Below are 15,035 nucleotides of genomic sequence, written 5' to 3'. Positions count from 1 at the left end.
TATGAACGTAAATAAATTACAAAAAATACTCATTGCTAACCGTGGTGAAATAGCGTGCAGAATAATGCGCAGTGCTAAATTAATGGGCTTAACCACAGTTGCTGTGTATTCAGACGCTGATAAACACGCCCAGCACGTAAAAATGGCTGACGAAGCCTACCATATTGGCCCTGCGCCAAGTAAAGACTCGTATTTAGTTGCCGATAAAATACTGCAAGTAGCAAAAGACAGCGGCGCAGATTGTATTCACCCTGGTTATGGGTTTTTGTCTGAAAACAGCACGTTTGCCAACGCATGTGAAGCAAATAATATTGTATTTGTTGGACCACCAGCAAGCAGCATTGAAGCTATGGGCTCTAAAACGCGCGCTAAAGAAATTATGGCCGCGGCTAATGTGCCATTAGTACCTGGTTATTATGGCGACAAGCAAGATCCTGCTTTTTTACAAGCAGAGGCCGAAAAAATTGGCTACCCGGTACTGATCAAAGCAGCATTTGGTGGCGGTGGTAAAGGCATGCGCGTGGTAAATAATGCTAATGAATTTATTAGCGCACTTGAAGGCGCACAGCGTGAAGCCGTTGCTGGTTTTGGTAATGACCTTGTATTGCTAGAGCGTTACGTTAACCAACCACGCCACGTAGAAGTACAAGTGTTTGCCGATAACCACGGTAACTGTGTTTATTTAGGCGATCGTGACTGCTCGTTGCAACGTCGTCATCAAAAAGTAATTGAAGAAGCCCCTGCCCCGGGTTTATCAGACGAGTTGCGCAAAGAAATGGGTGAAGCCGCGGTGCGTTGCGCTCTTGCAATAAACTATCGCGGTGCAGGTACAGTTGAGTTTTTACTGTGTGGCGATGAGTTCTTCTTTATGGAAATGAACACGCGTCTGCAAGTAGAGCACCCGGTTACCGAAATGGTTACTGGTGTTGACTTAGTTACGTGGCAAATTAATATTGCCGGCGGGCAAACACTGCCATTCAAACAAGCTGATATTAAATTGCAAGGCCACAGCTTTGAAGCGCGTATTTACGCTGAAGACCCTGCTAATGAGTTTATTCCGTGCTCAGGCACAATTGAAGCACTTTATACTCCGCTAAACAGTGAGTTTGTGCGTATTGATACTGGCATTGCAGCCGGCGACGAAATTAGCCCATATTACGACCCCATGATAGCCAAGTTAATTGTGCATGATGATAATCGCGAACAAGCGCTGAGCCGTTTACAACACGCGCTTGAGCAATTTCACTTAGCGGGCTTTAGTACTAACATTGGCTTTTTACATAACTTAGCTGTGCACCCTAGCTTTAAACAAGGCGCGCCTAGCACTCACTTTATTGCCGAGCAAGGCGATTCGTTAGTGGCGGTTGATCAATCTCTGCGCCAAGCAAGCCAGCTTATTGCAGCCTTTACTTATTTAGAGCAGCTAGTTAGCACTCAAAAAGCGCCAAATACAAGCCCTTGGCAACAACTCAGTGGCTTTGCTCTAAATGCACCGCAAAGCGTTAAAATTGCGTTTGTTGATTTAACCCTTAATGCGGTTAAAACGAATAATGGCTACAGTATTACCCATAATGAGCACGTATTTAATGTTCAAGGCAGTTTAAATAATGGCCTTTGTAGTGTATTTATAAACGGCGAAAAACACACAGCCCACGTAAGTCGCGTTAATAGCGTGATCACCGTAATGCACAAAGCACTACAAACTCGCCTAGAGCTAGTAAATAAGCACTATATTAGCGATCACCAAAGTGATGCCCTGCCTTTAGCTGCGCCACTTAATGGTACGGTAGTAAAACACTTAGTTGAGCTGGGCAGTAGTATTACCAAAGGTGACCCTGTGGTTATTATTGAAGCGATGAAAATGGAATATACGCTCAACGCCCCGCACGATGGTATTTTACAAAGCTATTGTTTTGCCGAAGGTGAACTGGTAAGCCATGGCGCGTTACTGGCTATAGTTGAAGATACGACAGTTGCAAGTGACCCTGCTGAGGGAGGCGCATAATGAGCGTTTTTCCGCAAAAAGTGCGTATTGTTGAAGTAGGCGCGCGCGATGGCCTACAAAACGAAAAAGCAGTAACCACTGCCGACAAAGTAGCGCTTATTAACGCGCTTGCTGCTGCGGGTTTAAAAGACATTGAAGCCGGTGCGTTTGTATCCCCTAAATGGGTGCCGCAAATGGCAGACTCAGCTGATGTGATATCGGCTCTTAATTTGCCCGATGTAAACTTAAGTGCGTTAACCCCTAACTTAAAAGGCGCACAAGCTGCGCATGCCGCTGGAATTAAAGAATTTGCCATATTTACAGCGGCTAGCGAATCGTTTTGTCAAAAAAACATTAACTGCAGTATTGAGCAAAGTATTGAGCGTTTTAGCGACGTTATGGAGTTTGCCAAAGCGCATAACATTAAAGTACGCGGCTATGTAAGTTGTGTTTTAGGTTGCCCGTATGAAGGCGAAATAGACCCTCAAGCTGTACTTTATGTTAGCCAAAAGCTACTCGCACTGGGCTGTTATGAAATAAGCCTTGGCGATACCATAGGTGTAGGCACGGCTAAAAAGGTAACTGAGTTACTTACTTTGCTATTACAGCACATTGATAAGTCGCAGCTTGCAGTGCATTTTCACGACACTTACGGCCAAGCGCTCACAAATATTTACGCGGCACTAAACTTAGGTATAGCAACGGTTGACGCGGCAGTAGCAGGCCTTGGTGGTTGCCCTTACGCTAAAGGGGCGTCAGGAAATGTTGCCACCGAAGATGTAGTTTACTTACTGCAAGGGCTTGGCATTGAGCACGCAATTGATTTACAAAGGCTTAGTGATGCAGGATGGCAAATAACAAAAGCGCTTGGCAAACAACCCGTAAGTAAAGTGTCGATTGCATTGCATGCTAAATAACATCCCCAATAATTTTTATACAAAGTATTTATAAACTAACTAACTATCATATAGTTAGTTAAACAATTTAAGCACACAATGAGGAGTGACTCATGGCCGGATTTGATAAGGTAGTTTCTAGTTACGAAGCTGCAATGGCAGGATTAAAAGACGGCGATACCGTAATTGCCGGTGGTTTTGGTTTATGTGGTATTCCTGAGGGCTTAATTAAACAAATTAAGCAAATGAAAACCAAAGAGCTAACTGTGGTGTCTAATAACTGCGGTGTTGATGACTTTGGTTTGGGCATTTTATTACAAGACAAACAAATTAAAAAAGTAATTGCCTCATACGTTGGCGAAAATGCCCTATTTGAGCAACAGTTACTCAGTGGCGAAATTGACGTAGAGCTTACACCACAAGGCACTTTGGCAGAAAAAATGCGTGCTGGTGGTGCAGGTATTCCGGCGTTTTACACCGCAACAGGTTACGGTACGCCCGTTGCCGAAGGTAAAGATGTAAAAGAATTTAATGGTCGCCCTTATATTTTAGAAGAGTCGATAACCGGTGAATTTGCTATTGTTAAAGCATGGAAAGCCGACCGTTACGGAAATTTAGTGTTTCGCCACACTGCAATGAACTTTAACCCACTTGCCGCAACTGCTGGTAAAATTACGGTAGCCGAAGTAGAAGAAATTGTAGAGCCGGGTGAACTTGAGCCAAGCCAAATTCATACCCCTGGCATTTATGTAAACCGCGTTATTAAAGGCAACTTTGAAAAACGCATTGAGCGTGTTACTACACGAGATTAAGCAGGAGCATTAATATTATGGCATTATCACGTGAACAAGTTGCAATGCGCGTTGCACAAGAGCTAAAAGATGGCTATTACGTTAATTTAGGCATAGGAATTCCGACACTCGTCGCAAACTATGTTCCAGACGATATTGAAGTTATGTTACAGTCCGAAAATGGCTTGTTAGGCATGGGACCATACCCAACTAAAGCAGAGCTAGACGCCGATATGATTAACGCGGGTAAAGAAACCGTGACAGCTGCGAAAGGTGCAGCCATATTTAATAGTGCAGATAGTTTTGCCATGATACGCGGTGGTCATGTAGACTTAACAGTTCTGGGCGCTTTTGAGGTAGATCAAAACGGTAGCATAGCGTCGTGGATGATCCCTAAAAAGTTAATTAAAGGCATGGGCGGCGCAATGGACTTGGTTGCAGGCGCGCAAAATATTATTGTTACCATGACCCACGCCAGTAAGCATGGCGACTCAAAGCTATTAGAGGCCTGCACATTACCGCTTACCGGCGTTAATTGCGTTAAAAAAATAGTTACAGATTTAGCCGTACTAGAAGTTAAAGACGGCGCATTTCATCTGTTAGAGCGCGCTCCGGGCGTATCTGTAGATGAAATTATTAGTAAAACAGCAGGTAAATTACTTGTTGACGGTGAAGTACCAGAAATGGTGTTTTAAGCCCTAGGTTTAAACTTTACCTTGTACCGACCTCATTCCCAGTGCCAATGGCGCTGAGTTACCCAAAATCCCTCTAACGAGGGATTTTTTTTGCCTATTTTTCTAAGTTTTATTATTATTTTAAGAAGCTGAAATTTTACGCTAACTTGTAACTGCCCTGCACCACCTTGTTACCTTGTTGCACCATTATTGTGAACTTAATGCAGTAAAAGTTTCAACCTTCTGATATTATTGATTTTAATAATTGGTTCAGTTATTGCCTTATGTAGGCGACTCAAACAACTTTATATTGGAAAACATGCAAACTCCTATACGTGGTCTTCGCTCATTTTGCTTCGCGGCACGAAGTTTAAGCTTTAAGCATGCAGCAAATGAGCTGTATTTAACGCCTTCGGCTGTAAGCCATCAAATTAAACAACTAGAAGAACAACTTGGCATTGAGCTTTTTGTGCGTAAAACCCGCTCGATTAGTTTAACTACAGCTGGAAAGGACTTTTTTGAAGCTATATCGCCAATAGTTAGTACGCTTGAGAGCACAATTAATGAATTTAGCCAAATGCAGCAAAATACAAATTTAACGATTACCTTGCCTGAGTTTTTTGCAAGCGAGTTGCTAATGCCTAGATTGCGCGAATGGACGTCGGCGCACCCTAATATTAATTTACAAATGGATACGCTTAAAACCCGTAAAGAGCTAACCCGACATAGTGACTTATCAATAGTGCTGTCCTCGAATAAGCCAACCGAAGGTGTTGTAACAGAGCTGTTTAACTTAGAGTATATACCTGCTTGCAATAAAAATTTGTTAGCACAATGGAAGGATGATCATTGTAAAGCCCTTAATCAAGTGCCGCTTATATTACACAAAGCACGCCCTTGGGCATGGCATCAGTGGGCCGAGAAAGCTGGAATAGTTGACTTTTCACCAACCCAAATTATACAAATTGACAGCATGTTTGGTGTAGCACGAGCAGCGCAGCAAGGTATGGGTATTGCGCTTATTCCTCTGCCTATAAGCCAAAGCTGGCTAGACGAACTCTGGTTATATAAGCTATTCGAGCGCCCGCTAACCACTAAAGACAAGTACTATTTAGTGCAACACGAGCCAAGTAATGTAAATCATCCGCTTGATTTATTTGCTAAGTGGGTTATAGCTACTTTTAAAAATACACAAACCAAACCTATAGATTAATTTATTTCACTCATTGGGTGTATTTTTATCGTTTGTGATTAATGCTCAATAAATCTAAAGTTCACCTATCGAAAGTATTTCAGCTTAATTTAAGGTTTGATAATTAAGCTGGTAAAAGAATCTTATATTGTGTGTGTAAGATGTTGTCAGTGTAAAAAACGGTTCAAGTTAGGTGGTGACTTGGCTTGAACTGTTTTTATTTTTAGGCAATCCACATAATATTTACTAAAAATAAATTAGGCTTTAATACTGCTTTTTAGCTAAAGCCTTAATTAAAAAGCCCAGTAAAAGTTAAGTTTACTGGGCTTTTGTATATCTCACGTATTTTTAATCCCTTGGTATAAATTCAAGAACCGTAGCATTTATACAATAACGGTCTGTACCGCGTGGGCCTTCCCCGGGGAATAAATGCCCTAAGTGTATGCCAGTACTTTTAGAGCGCAGCTCAATGCGAGTCATTCCCCAGCTACTGTCGTCATGCTCAGTAACGCTACTTTTTATTGGATGCGTAAACGATAACCACCCAGTTCCAGAGTTAAACCTATCGCGGGTATCAAATAGCGGCTCGCCACTGAGCTTATCGACAAAGGTGCCATCGGGTGTATTTTTAAAAATTTTGTATTCTTTGCAATAAGCGCGATCGGTTTTTGAATTAAATGCAACTTTATAGGCTTCACTATCGCCTAGTTTAAATGCGCCAAGGGCTTTGTAAAACGCCTCTGGGCTTGCATAGCCTTGACGTCCGTATACTTCAGTGCCATTTTCTAAAAATAAAATAGTGGGGGTTGCCCAGGTTGCCGACTTAATGGTTAAACCTTGGAGTTGATCGGCGTGGCGAAAGCTCATAGCAATACTGCCTTTGTAGTCGTTCGCTACAGCGCTTTTAAATTTTTCACAGTATGGACAGTATTCGCGTGAGTCTAATACCACTATTTGTTTACCCATTAGTAAAGCGGAGTTATCTACTTGTTCGGGCGGTTTTTTGTTAAACACCACGCCAGTTGAGTGATCGGGACAATAGCCATTTTGATTTTTTTCTAAATAATTTTGATGATATTCTTCAGCTGCATAAAAAGTGTCAAGTGGCTTAATAATAGTGGCTATAGTGCCGTACTCTGCTTGCGTAAGCAGTTGTTGATATTGCGATTTAACTTGCTTTGCTACTTGCGCTTGTTCAGTGGTGGTAGTTAAAATAATTGAGCGATACTGAGTGCCTACATCGTTACCTTGGCGATTTTTTTGTGTTGGGTCGTGGCTTTCAAAGTAGTTTTCGAGTAGCTCCTTTGCGCTAATAATATTGCTGTTATAGGTAACTTGCACAACTTCGGCGTAATTGTCCTCGTCAAAGCGACGTGATTGACTGGTTATATTGCTGTAAGTGGCTTTAAAGCCGTTTCCATCGGCATAACCTGACTCAGCATCAATAACACCATTAAGTGCTTCGTAGCGTTTTTCAGCGCCCCAAAAGCAACCTGAGCCAAGTACTAGTGTTTCTACGTGCATAGTCGCTTGAACATTACTTTGCACTACTTTTTCCATTGATAAAGCAACACTGCTTGCACTAAATAAAATAGCAACGCTAGATAAATAAATTAAACCCTGATACGACATAAACTACCTCTTAAATAAATGCTAAGGCCGGTTACTGTTGCGAATGTATTTTTAACAAAAAATAGTAACAGGCTTTAATAAAGACCTTACCTGTTGAATTATTATTTCAACTTGGTAAGTAATTAAATACGAGTGAGCGGCTTATAAGGTTTATATTTTATCTCTTAATCCATTTTGCTGGTCGCAATGATGTAAATAAATCAATAGAACTATGTTAGCTTTGAAACATGTTGTATTAACAGGTTTGTTTTATGAGTTCGGCTCCTATAATTTATGCACTTAGTAACAATAGCTTATTGATAGATGCAGCACATTTAGACGCAAACAATGTATTAACTATACAAAAAAAAATTTGGGCTTTAGCTGCGCACTGTAAAAACACCGCAGAGTTTACCGACTTAGTTGCAGGAATGAATTCCCTCACCTTGTATTTAAAGTCATCGGCGGGCTTAACTAAATGGCTAGAGGCATTACCATTGTTATGGGATGAGCTTAAAAGCAGTACTTTTACTGGTAAACACCATTTAATAGAGACCCTATACGAGGGTGAAGATCTTGCTTATGTAGCCAGCTTTCATAATTTAAGTATTGATGAGGTAATTAGTATACATAGCAAAGCTCAGTATCACGTTTTGTTTTTAGGCTTTCAGCCCGGATTTGCCTATTTACATGGTTTAGATACACGCCTACATACCCCAAGGCGCGCTGAGCCTCGCATTAAAGTACCTAAAGGTGCGGTGGCTATTGGCGCTGCCCAAACCGGTATTTACCCTAGCGACACTCCCGGTGGCTGGCATATTATTGGCCATACCAATACCACATTATTTAATAGCTCTCATTCGCAACCTTGCTTAATGCAACCAGGCGATACCCTTGAGTTTGTAGCGCTAAAAAACCAAGGAGCAGGCGCATGATAAAAGTACTAAAACCAGGCGTACAACTCACTATTCAAGATTTTGGCCGAATTGGCTATCGTCATTTAGGAGTAAGTAAAGCTGGCAGCTTAGACCCCTGTGCACAATTAATAGCTAATCGACTCCTTGGTAATAACGACAACGATGCGGTGCTTGAAGTAACTGTGGGCTTATGTGAGCTTGAATTTAACTGCGATACTGTCATTGCCATCCAAGGCGCTGATTTACAGGCAAAGCTTGATGAACAGCCGATTTACCCAGGTTGGACATACGCTATTAAAAATAAACAAGTATTAAGCTTTGCCACAGGACGAGCGGGGTTAAGAGCATATATTGCAGTAAAAGACGGCGTGCAGTGCCCACTAATAATGGGCTCTCGAGCAACTGATTTAAATGCATGCTTTGGTGGGCTCGATGGCAAAGCACTCAGCAGTGGTGACTGCATTCCAATTAAGCCTTTTAATGGCCCTTTTATAAAAATGGGGGCTATTGCTCCACCGCAACGTAAAATTATCCGCTTGCACCCTAGCCCGTACGCAAAGTTATTAGGTAAAACACTTTTGCATAGCTTTACTTCGGGTAAATTTAAAGCCAGCCCTAACAGTAATAGAATGGGCGTAAGGTTAGTAAATAATACAGATAATCTGATGCACACACATTCATTACCTTCTGTGGCTGTAAACCCAGGGAGCATACAATTGCCCCCCAACGGAGAGCCCATAGTATTACTTAATGATGCCCAAACTACCGGTGGCTATCCGCTACTAGGTACAGTGATCAGTGCTGACTTACATCAATTTGCACAGTTTAGAGCAGCCGATAATATAGAATTTGAGTATGTAACCTTAGAGCAAGCACGCACAGCCCAACATAAACAAAATGCTCATTTATATCAGCTCAGTTTGGCACTAAATAATAGCAATAATAAAAAATAAAGAGGTTATGCTCGATTTAAAGGTAGATACCGTGTAATAAAAGTACAAATTCCTACGGCAGTAACCTTACTCGCCGTTAATATTATTTAATGTATAGCGTGGTGTTCAATGACTAAATCAACTTACCCTATGGCGTGCGTGTTAATTACCGGTTTTGCTCCTTTTGATGGCGAAACCATAAACCCCTCTTGGCAAGCAGTGCAAAAACTCGACGACCATATAATAATGAAGCATAGAGTATGCGCTATTGAATTATCGTGTGAGTTTAATACCTCTATTGCACAACTACACCACGCGATAGAAGCGCATAATCCGGCGATAGTTTTATGTGTTGGCCAAGGCGGTGGACGCAGCGAAATATCTATAGAGCGCATTGCGATTAATATAGACGACGCGCGCATTAGAGATAATGCCGGTAAGCAACCTATTGATACCCCAATTGCAAAAAATGGCCCCGATGCTTATTTTAGCAATTTACCAATAAAACGCATGTTAAGCACCTTACATGAAAGCGATATTCCGGCGGCCATTTCTAATACTGCCGGTACTTATGTGTGTAACCATGTGATGTATGGTTTGCTGCATTATATAAACGAAAACTATACAAAAATGAAAGGCGGCTTTATTCATATTCCTTATTTGCCAAGCCAAGCTGTGCACCACAATGGCGCACCAAGCATGAGTGAAGAAGTGGTAATAAATGCGCTAAAAGTAATGATAGCCGAAGCTTTGAGTAATGAGCGCGATGTAAAAATAGCAACCGGCACCACACATTAATCATTTTGGTGCAATACGGGCTATATTGGTGCATAAATTATTCTTATTATTTTGTAAATGCGGTGTGACTTACGTTATTAATTCTGCTAAAACAAAGGTGAGTCGCAGGGCTATTTTGCTTTGCAATACACATAAAAACAAGAATGAGGGGTAGTCTATGTGTTCAATTTTTGGGGTGTTAGATATTAAATCTGATCCCGCGCAGTTACGTACGCAAGCCATCGAAATGTCGAAGTTATTAAGGCACCGTGGCCCTGATTGGTCAGGTGTTTATGCATCGAAGAAAGCAGTTTTAGTACATGAACGCTTAGCTATTGTAGGGGTTTCTAGCGGTGCACAGCCTTTATATAATCCAGAAAAAACACATATTTTAGCGGTAAACGGTGAAATTTATAATCATAAAGAATTAGCGGCTAATTTAACCACCGATTTTATCTTTCAAACAGAATCTGACTGCGAAGTTATTTTAGCGCTTTACAAACAAAAAGGTGCCGACTTTTTAGATGACTTAAATGGCATTTTTGCCTTTTGTTTATACGATGAAGAAAATGACAGTTACCTTATTGGCCGCGATCATATTGGTATTATTCCGCTTTACACCGGACACGATGAACACGGTAACTTTTACGTGGCCTCAGAGCTAAAAGCCCTTTCACCAATTTGTAAGCACATTGAAGAATTTCCGCCTGGGCATTACCTAAGCAGTAAAGATGGCGAGCTTAAAGCTTATTACAAACGCGATTGGCAAAGCTTTGATGCCGTTAAAAATAACAGCGCAAAGGCCGAAGATGTTAAAAGCGCACTAGAGGCTGCCGTTAAACGCCAGCTTATGTGCGACGTGCCTTACGGCGTATTGCTCTCTGGTGGCTTAGACTCGTCGCTTATATCGGCTATAACCCAGCGTTTTGCGGCAAAACGAATTGAAGATAACGACGAAAGCGATGCATGGTGGCCTAAGTTGCATTCTTTTTCAGTTGGTCTTGAAGGCTCACCCGATTTAGCGGCGGCTAAAAAAGTAGCCGATATGATAGGCACTATTCATCACCCTATTATATTTACTATTGAGCAAGGTATTGATGCTCTGCGCGAAGTGATTTATCACATAGAGACCTACGATGTAACCACTATTCGCGCCTCTACGCCTATGTATTTAATGGCCCGACAAATTAAAGCCATGGGTATTAAAATGGTGCTATCTGGCGAAGGAGCAGATGAACTGTTTGGTGGCTATTTGTATTTTCATAAAGCGCCGAATGCACAAGAGTTTCATGAAGAGCTTAACCGTAAAGTATCTAAACTGCATATGTTTGATTGCCTACGTGCCAATAAGTCGATGGCAGCATGGGGAGTTGAAGCACGCGTACCATTTTTAGATAAAGAGTTTGTGGATGTGGCAATGCGTATTAACCCACAAGCTAAAATGTGTACAGAGGGCAAAATAGAAAAGCATATTTTACGTGAAGGCTTTGCAGGTTATTTACCAGAGGAAGTGTTGTGGCGTCAAAAAGAGCAGTTTTCAGACGGTGTAGGTTATAACTGGATTGATACCTTAAAAGAGTTTGTAAACGAGCAAGTAAGCGATCAAGAGCTTGCCAATGCAAAGTTTAAATACCCTATAAATACCCCCGACTCTAAAGAAGCATATTTTTACCGCGCTATTTTTGAGTCTCACTTTCCTGGTGATGCCGCCGCTAAATGTGTACCTTATGGCAAATCGGTAGCGTGTTCAACACCTGAAGCGCTGGCATGGGATGCGTCGTTTCAAAACAATGCTGACCCTTCTGGGCGTGCTGCGCTCATTCATAACGATGCGTATGCTAGCAAAAGCTAAGCGAATTTGTTTAGCGCCACACAAGCCAGCATGGCTTAAGTGGCGCTTTATAACACTCACATCGTCCCAAGCTGTTTTTTATAACCACACAGCTAACTTAGCCGGTTCAAGTGCTTTAATTGTTATTTATAAAAAGGGCTTAACCTCTAAATTAATGCAATATATTGCGTCAAAATCGAATCACCCTGCGACTGTATTTTTAAATAAAAATGAGATAACTAAACCTTATTGTAAAATTCGCTGGTTTAACCAAACAAGCGAAATTAAACGCTGTGGGCATGGCACTTTAGCCGCAGCTAACTTTTTACTTAATTATTTTTTTTATTGCCCACAGGTATTTATTACAGGATGTAATGAGCGTTTTAAAATAAAAATTAAAAGGCAACAAGCTCAGCTAGTATTAGCAAGTATTGAGTCGATAGAATCCCCCTGCTACCGTAAATTACAGCGAGTGTTTTCATTATCAATAAAAGCCGCGTACAGCAGTGCCAATAAAAACGGTTACACCTTGTTATTGTTCAATGCACAAGACGATTTAACACGCTTACATGTTGATTTTAAAGCCCTAAGCCAGCTGCATAAAAATGCGGTTATTGCGCTAACAGTACAAAATACCCAAGCACAAAATGCCACTGCACATTTTAGATACTTTGCCCCGCAGTTTGGTGTAAACGAAGATACTGCAACGGGTTCAGCAGTATCGGTTATTGCGCCATTATTATTTAGACTATACGGTTTAAATAAAGTTACGCTTATACAGCAATCACCTAATGGCGCGTTGTTAAACTATAAATTTAACAACAACCAAGTTGTTATTTACTAATAAATTATAGCGGCCTTAACAGGCATAATGCAAAGTAGTTATTATCGTCTTGCCATGTTTGCTCTAAACTTAAGTTTGCTTGTGCAGCAAGCTGTTTAAACGATTCTAGCGTGTACTTATGAGAGTTTTCGGTATGAATACTCTCACCTTGTTTAAAATTAATTTGTTGGTTATTAATTATTACTGCTTGATCGCAAAGGCTCACTAAGTGCATTTCTATACGGTTATGCTGCTCGTTATAACGTGATTCATGCTTAAAATTAGCTAAATTAAATGACCCATTTAGTTCGTTATTGATTCTTTGTAATAAGTTTTTATTAAATGCAGCGGTTACACCGAGTTTATCGTCGTATGCATCTAACAGCACTTGCCGCTGCTTTACCAAGTCAATCCCAATTAAAACATAGCCATTTACACCACATAAATGCTGAAAGTTTCTCATTATTTCAATGGCTTTAAGCGTGTTAAAATTACCTATGGTGGAGCCTGGGAAGTACACTAAATTAGTTTGGCTATCGAGGGCGGTTTCTTTAATAAGCTGCTTAACTATTGCGCTATCGGTAAAGTCGCCCAATAACGGCGATAAATGCGCTAATGAATAGTTAAGCATTTCTGTAGATATTTCGAACGGCACAAACGTTTTCACTTTGCTCATATGAGCTAATAAGTGGGCTATTTTTTTTCCTGAACCACAACCGGGCTCTATTATTGATAGATTTTCAGGTAGGATTTGTGCAATCTCTTTTGAGTGCCTTTCTAAAATAGCCAGCTCGGTACGGGTTACGTAATACTCTTGCAGCCTTGTTATTTGCTCAAATAGTGCTGCCCCTTTGTCGTCATAAAAATATTTACAGGGGAGTGATTTTTGTTGCTGAGTTAAGCCACTTATTACATCCGTTAAAAATTCACAGTTGCTTATAGTGGTATTTATATTGCACTGCTTTACTGTTGTCATTTGGCTCATATTTTATCCTTAGCGAGTCTTATACCACTACACATCCAGGCTTGATGGGGATAATAAAAGTTTCTGTAGGTTGTACGTAAATGATTTGCAGGAGTAAGCACACAACCGCCACGTAATACCGTTTGATTGCTCATAAACTTACCATTGTACTCTCCTGCCACGCCTGCAATTGGCTTAAAACCAGGGTAAGGTAAATAAGCACTGTTTGTCCATTGCCAGCAGCTATCTGTAAGCTGCCCAATAGCAGCGCTACTATCGGCCATATTTGGCAATAAAAGTGACGAATGTGTTGTATTGCTTGGTGCGTGTTGTTGGGCTGCATATTCCCATTCAAACTCTGTAGGCAGGCGTGCATTAACAAAACTTGCATAAGCGCTGGCCTCATAGTAACTAACATGACAAACCGGCGCGGCTAAGTTAAGGGGTAATAGTCCGTAATGGGTAAACTCAAACCACTCCCCGTTTATATAATACCAATACAATGGCTGTGTTAAATTATTAGCCTGTATATGTGCCCAGCCATCACTTAGCCAATGTTGCGGGTTGCTATAGCCAGAGCTATTAATAAAGGCTAAATACTCTGCATTAGTCACTAATCTATTAGCAAAGCTAAATGGATGAACCAGCACCGGGTGTTTCGGTTGTTCGTTATCGTAGGCAAATTGGTTTTCAGCATTGCTCCCTATATTTATAATTGCTTGGTCAAAGTTTATAAATTTTATAGCGGCACTGGATTGCTGGTTTGGTATTTGAGTTGGCTTTAGTGATTGGTACGCAGGAAATATTGGGTTAATAGAAAAGTTATACTTAATATCCATCAACATTAGCTCTTGGTGTTGTTGCTCATGATTTAGGCCAAGAGTAATTATTTGCTCTATTTCTGGGGTTATTGCAGTATTTAACACGCTAATAACGGCCTCATCAACATATCGTCTGTATGCTATTACGTCATCAAGACTCGGCCTCGATAGGCTTCCTCTGTTACCCCGCTTAAATTGCTCACCAATTCCGTTGTAGTAAGAATTAAATAATATTTTAAACTCAGGGTTAAATACTTTGTAATTACGGCTATGAATGCCAAGTAAAAATGTTTCAAAAAACCAACTGGTATGCCCAAGATGCCATTTACTTGGGCTTACATCGGCCATTACTTGTAATTGACAGTCTTCTGCACTTAACGCACTAATGAGTGATAGGCTATATTTACGTACCGATTTAAAATGATCACTAAGCTCATTTTTTCCAACTAAATGTTTAATATCATTAGTCATAGTCGCAATTTACTCCTTTAACTACTTTACTGTTAAAATATAACCTAATGTTAAATCATATACTAAGTATTCCTAGATTAAAGGTGCGGTTATATTAGGCACCTTTAATTAGCAGCTTATTAGTATTTACATACTTCGTGACAGTAATTATTTACCTATGTGTTTTTATAATTCTATTCTCGGATAATATGCGCTGATTTATAAGTGTTCTCGTATATGTATTAGGGCCTGTTGGCCTTTGCGGATTAAAATTTGTTCAAACTAGGGGCGATTTAATCGCGGCGCGAGATTTGTAACCTAGTGGGCTAAGTAAAAACCGAGCAAAGCTTCCGCGTCCTGCTCACGCCCCTT

General features: G+C 40.8%; 13 protein-coding genes. 10 read left to right on the top strand and 3 right to left on the bottom strand.

The features are described 5' to 3' along the window. Position 1 precedes the first annotated feature (1 nt). The 5 genes from I6E78_RS04450 (at position 2) to I6E78_RS04430 (ending at position 5,558) form a co-directional block, all read left to right on the top strand. Positions 2 to 2,005, top strand: coding sequence for an acetyl/propionyl/methylcrotonyl-CoA carboxylase subunit alpha (locus I6E78_RS04450; RefSeq protein ID WP_197182040.1), 2,004 nt, complete (start codon positions 2 to 4; stop codon positions 2,003 to 2,005). Next, positions 2,005 to 2,901, top strand: coding sequence for a hydroxymethylglutaryl-CoA lyase (locus I6E78_RS04445; RefSeq protein ID WP_086996119.1), 897 nt, complete (start codon positions 2,005 to 2,007; stop codon positions 2,899 to 2,901). Before I6E78_RS04450 ends, I6E78_RS04445 begins: the two co-directional genes overlap by 1 nt. 92 nt (positions 2,902 to 2,993) lie before the next feature. After that, complete coding sequence (locus I6E78_RS04440; protein WP_011328127.1) at positions 2,994 to 3,692, top strand: CoA transferase subunit A; 699 nt, start codon at positions 2,994 to 2,996, stop codon at positions 3,690 to 3,692. 17 nt (positions 3,693 to 3,709) lie between these two features. Then, complete coding sequence (locus tag I6E78_RS04435; protein WP_011328126.1) at positions 3,710 to 4,366, top strand: 3-oxoacid CoA-transferase subunit B; 657 nt, start codon at positions 3,710 to 3,712, stop codon at positions 4,364 to 4,366. Between the two features lie 298 nt (positions 4,367 to 4,664). Next, on the top strand, positions 4,665 to 5,558 hold the full coding sequence (locus tag I6E78_RS04430; protein WP_011328125.1) for a LysR substrate-binding domain-containing protein: 894 nt from the start codon (positions 4,665 to 4,667) through the stop codon (positions 5,556 to 5,558). Between the two features lie 327 nt (positions 5,559 to 5,885). On the opposite strand, the gene msrA is transcribed toward I6E78_RS04430, so the two are convergent. Then, positions 5,886 to 7,169 (bottom strand): peptide-methionine (S)-S-oxide reductase MsrA, encoded by a 1,284-nt coding sequence (gene msrA / locus I6E78_RS04425; RefSeq protein WP_011328124.1) that lies wholly within the window; start codon positions 7,167 to 7,169, stop codon positions 5,886 to 5,888. Positions 7,170 to 7,420: 251 nt separating this feature from the next. Here msrA and pxpB point away from each other — a divergent pair, with 251 nt between their 5' ends. The 5 genes from pxpB (at position 7,421) to I6E78_RS04400 (ending at position 12,449) form a co-directional block, all read left to right on the top strand. Further along, the gene (gene pxpB / locus I6E78_RS04420; RefSeq protein ID WP_086996106.1) at positions 7,421 to 8,083 is read left to right on the top strand and encodes a 5-oxoprolinase subunit PxpB; all 663 of its coding nucleotides are present in this window, start codon (positions 7,421 to 7,423) and stop codon (positions 8,081 to 8,083) included. Next, positions 8,080 to 9,018, top strand: a complete 939-nt coding sequence (locus tag I6E78_RS04415; RefSeq protein WP_197182039.1) for a biotin-dependent carboxyltransferase family protein — start codon at positions 8,080 to 8,082, stop codon at positions 9,016 to 9,018. Before pxpB ends, I6E78_RS04415 begins: the two co-directional genes overlap by 4 nt. 108 nt (positions 9,019 to 9,126) lie before the next feature. Then, the gene (gene pcp, locus I6E78_RS04410; protein ID WP_083497510.1) at positions 9,127 to 9,795 is read left to right on the top strand and encodes a pyroglutamyl-peptidase I; all 669 of its coding nucleotides are present in this window, start codon (positions 9,127 to 9,129) and stop codon (positions 9,793 to 9,795) included. 157 nt (positions 9,796 to 9,952) lie between these two features. Further along, positions 9,953 to 11,626 (top strand): asparagine synthase B, encoded by a 1,674-nt coding sequence (asnB, locus tag I6E78_RS04405; protein WP_058373344.1) that lies wholly within the window; start codon positions 9,953 to 9,955, stop codon positions 11,624 to 11,626. Continuing rightward, positions 11,610 to 12,449 carry a PhzF family phenazine biosynthesis isomerase gene (locus I6E78_RS04400; RefSeq protein ID WP_058374563.1) on the top strand — a complete coding sequence of 280 codons (840 nt, stop codon included), beginning with the start codon at positions 11,610 to 11,612 and terminating at the stop codon, positions 12,447 to 12,449. Before asnB ends, I6E78_RS04400 begins: the two co-directional genes overlap by 17 nt. A 4-nt stretch (positions 12,450 to 12,453) precedes the next feature. Here I6E78_RS04400 and egtD read toward each other — a convergent pair whose 3' ends face one another. Then, positions 12,454 to 13,413 carry an L-histidine N(alpha)-methyltransferase gene (egtD, locus tag I6E78_RS04395; protein ID WP_197182038.1) on the bottom strand — a complete coding sequence of 320 codons (960 nt, stop codon included), beginning with the start codon at positions 13,411 to 13,413 and terminating at the stop codon, positions 12,454 to 12,456. Beyond that, entirely contained in the window at positions 13,410 to 14,684 is a 1,275-nt protein-coding gene (gene egtB / locus I6E78_RS04390; protein WP_058373342.1) for an ergothioneine biosynthesis protein EgtB, read from the bottom strand. Before egtB ends, egtD begins: the two co-directional genes overlap by 4 nt. Positions 14,685 to 15,035: the final 351 nt, after the last annotated feature.

Source organism: Pseudoalteromonas sp. NZS127 (assembly GCF_015864805.1).
Taxonomy (GTDB): domain Bacteria; phylum Pseudomonadota; class Gammaproteobacteria; order Enterobacterales; family Alteromonadaceae; genus Pseudoalteromonas; species Pseudoalteromonas nigrifaciens.
This window is presented reverse-complemented; position numbering and strand designations above follow the sequence as displayed.

Coding starts and splice junctions, on each gene's coding strand:
- I6E78_RS04450 (WP_197182040.1), top strand. CDS start 2: ATGAACGTAAATAAATTACAAAAAATACTCATTGCTAACCGTGGTGAA.
- I6E78_RS04445 (WP_086996119.1), top strand. CDS start 2,005: ATGAGCGTTTTTCCGCAAAAAGTGCGTATTGTTGAAGTAGGCGCGCGC.
- I6E78_RS04440 (WP_011328127.1), top strand. CDS start 2,994: ATGGCCGGATTTGATAAGGTAGTTTCTAGTTACGAAGCTGCAATGGCA.
- I6E78_RS04435 (WP_011328126.1), top strand. CDS start 3,710: ATGGCATTATCACGTGAACAAGTTGCAATGCGCGTTGCACAAGAGCTA.
- I6E78_RS04430 (WP_011328125.1), top strand. CDS start 4,665: ATGCAAACTCCTATACGTGGTCTTCGCTCATTTTGCTTCGCGGCACGA.
- msrA (WP_011328124.1), bottom strand. CDS start 7,169: ATGTCGTATCAGGGTTTAATTTATTTATCTAGCGTTGCTATTTTATTT.
- pxpB (WP_086996106.1), top strand. CDS start 7,421: ATGAGTTCGGCTCCTATAATTTATGCACTTAGTAACAATAGCTTATTG.
- I6E78_RS04415 (WP_197182039.1), top strand. CDS start 8,080: ATGATAAAAGTACTAAAACCAGGCGTACAACTCACTATTCAAGATTTT.
- pcp (WP_083497510.1), top strand. CDS start 9,127: ATGACTAAATCAACTTACCCTATGGCGTGCGTGTTAATTACCGGTTTT.
- asnB (WP_058373344.1), top strand. CDS start 9,953: ATGTGTTCAATTTTTGGGGTGTTAGATATTAAATCTGATCCCGCGCAG.
- I6E78_RS04400 (WP_058374563.1), top strand. CDS start 11,610: ATGCTAGCAAAAGCTAAGCGAATTTGTTTAGCGCCACACAAGCCAGCA.
- egtD (WP_197182038.1), bottom strand. CDS start 13,413: ATGAGCCAAATGACAACAGTAAAGCAGTGCAATATAAATACCACTATA.
- egtB (WP_058373342.1), bottom strand. CDS start 14,684: ATGACTAATGATATTAAACATTTAGTTGGAAAAAATGAGCTTAGTGAT.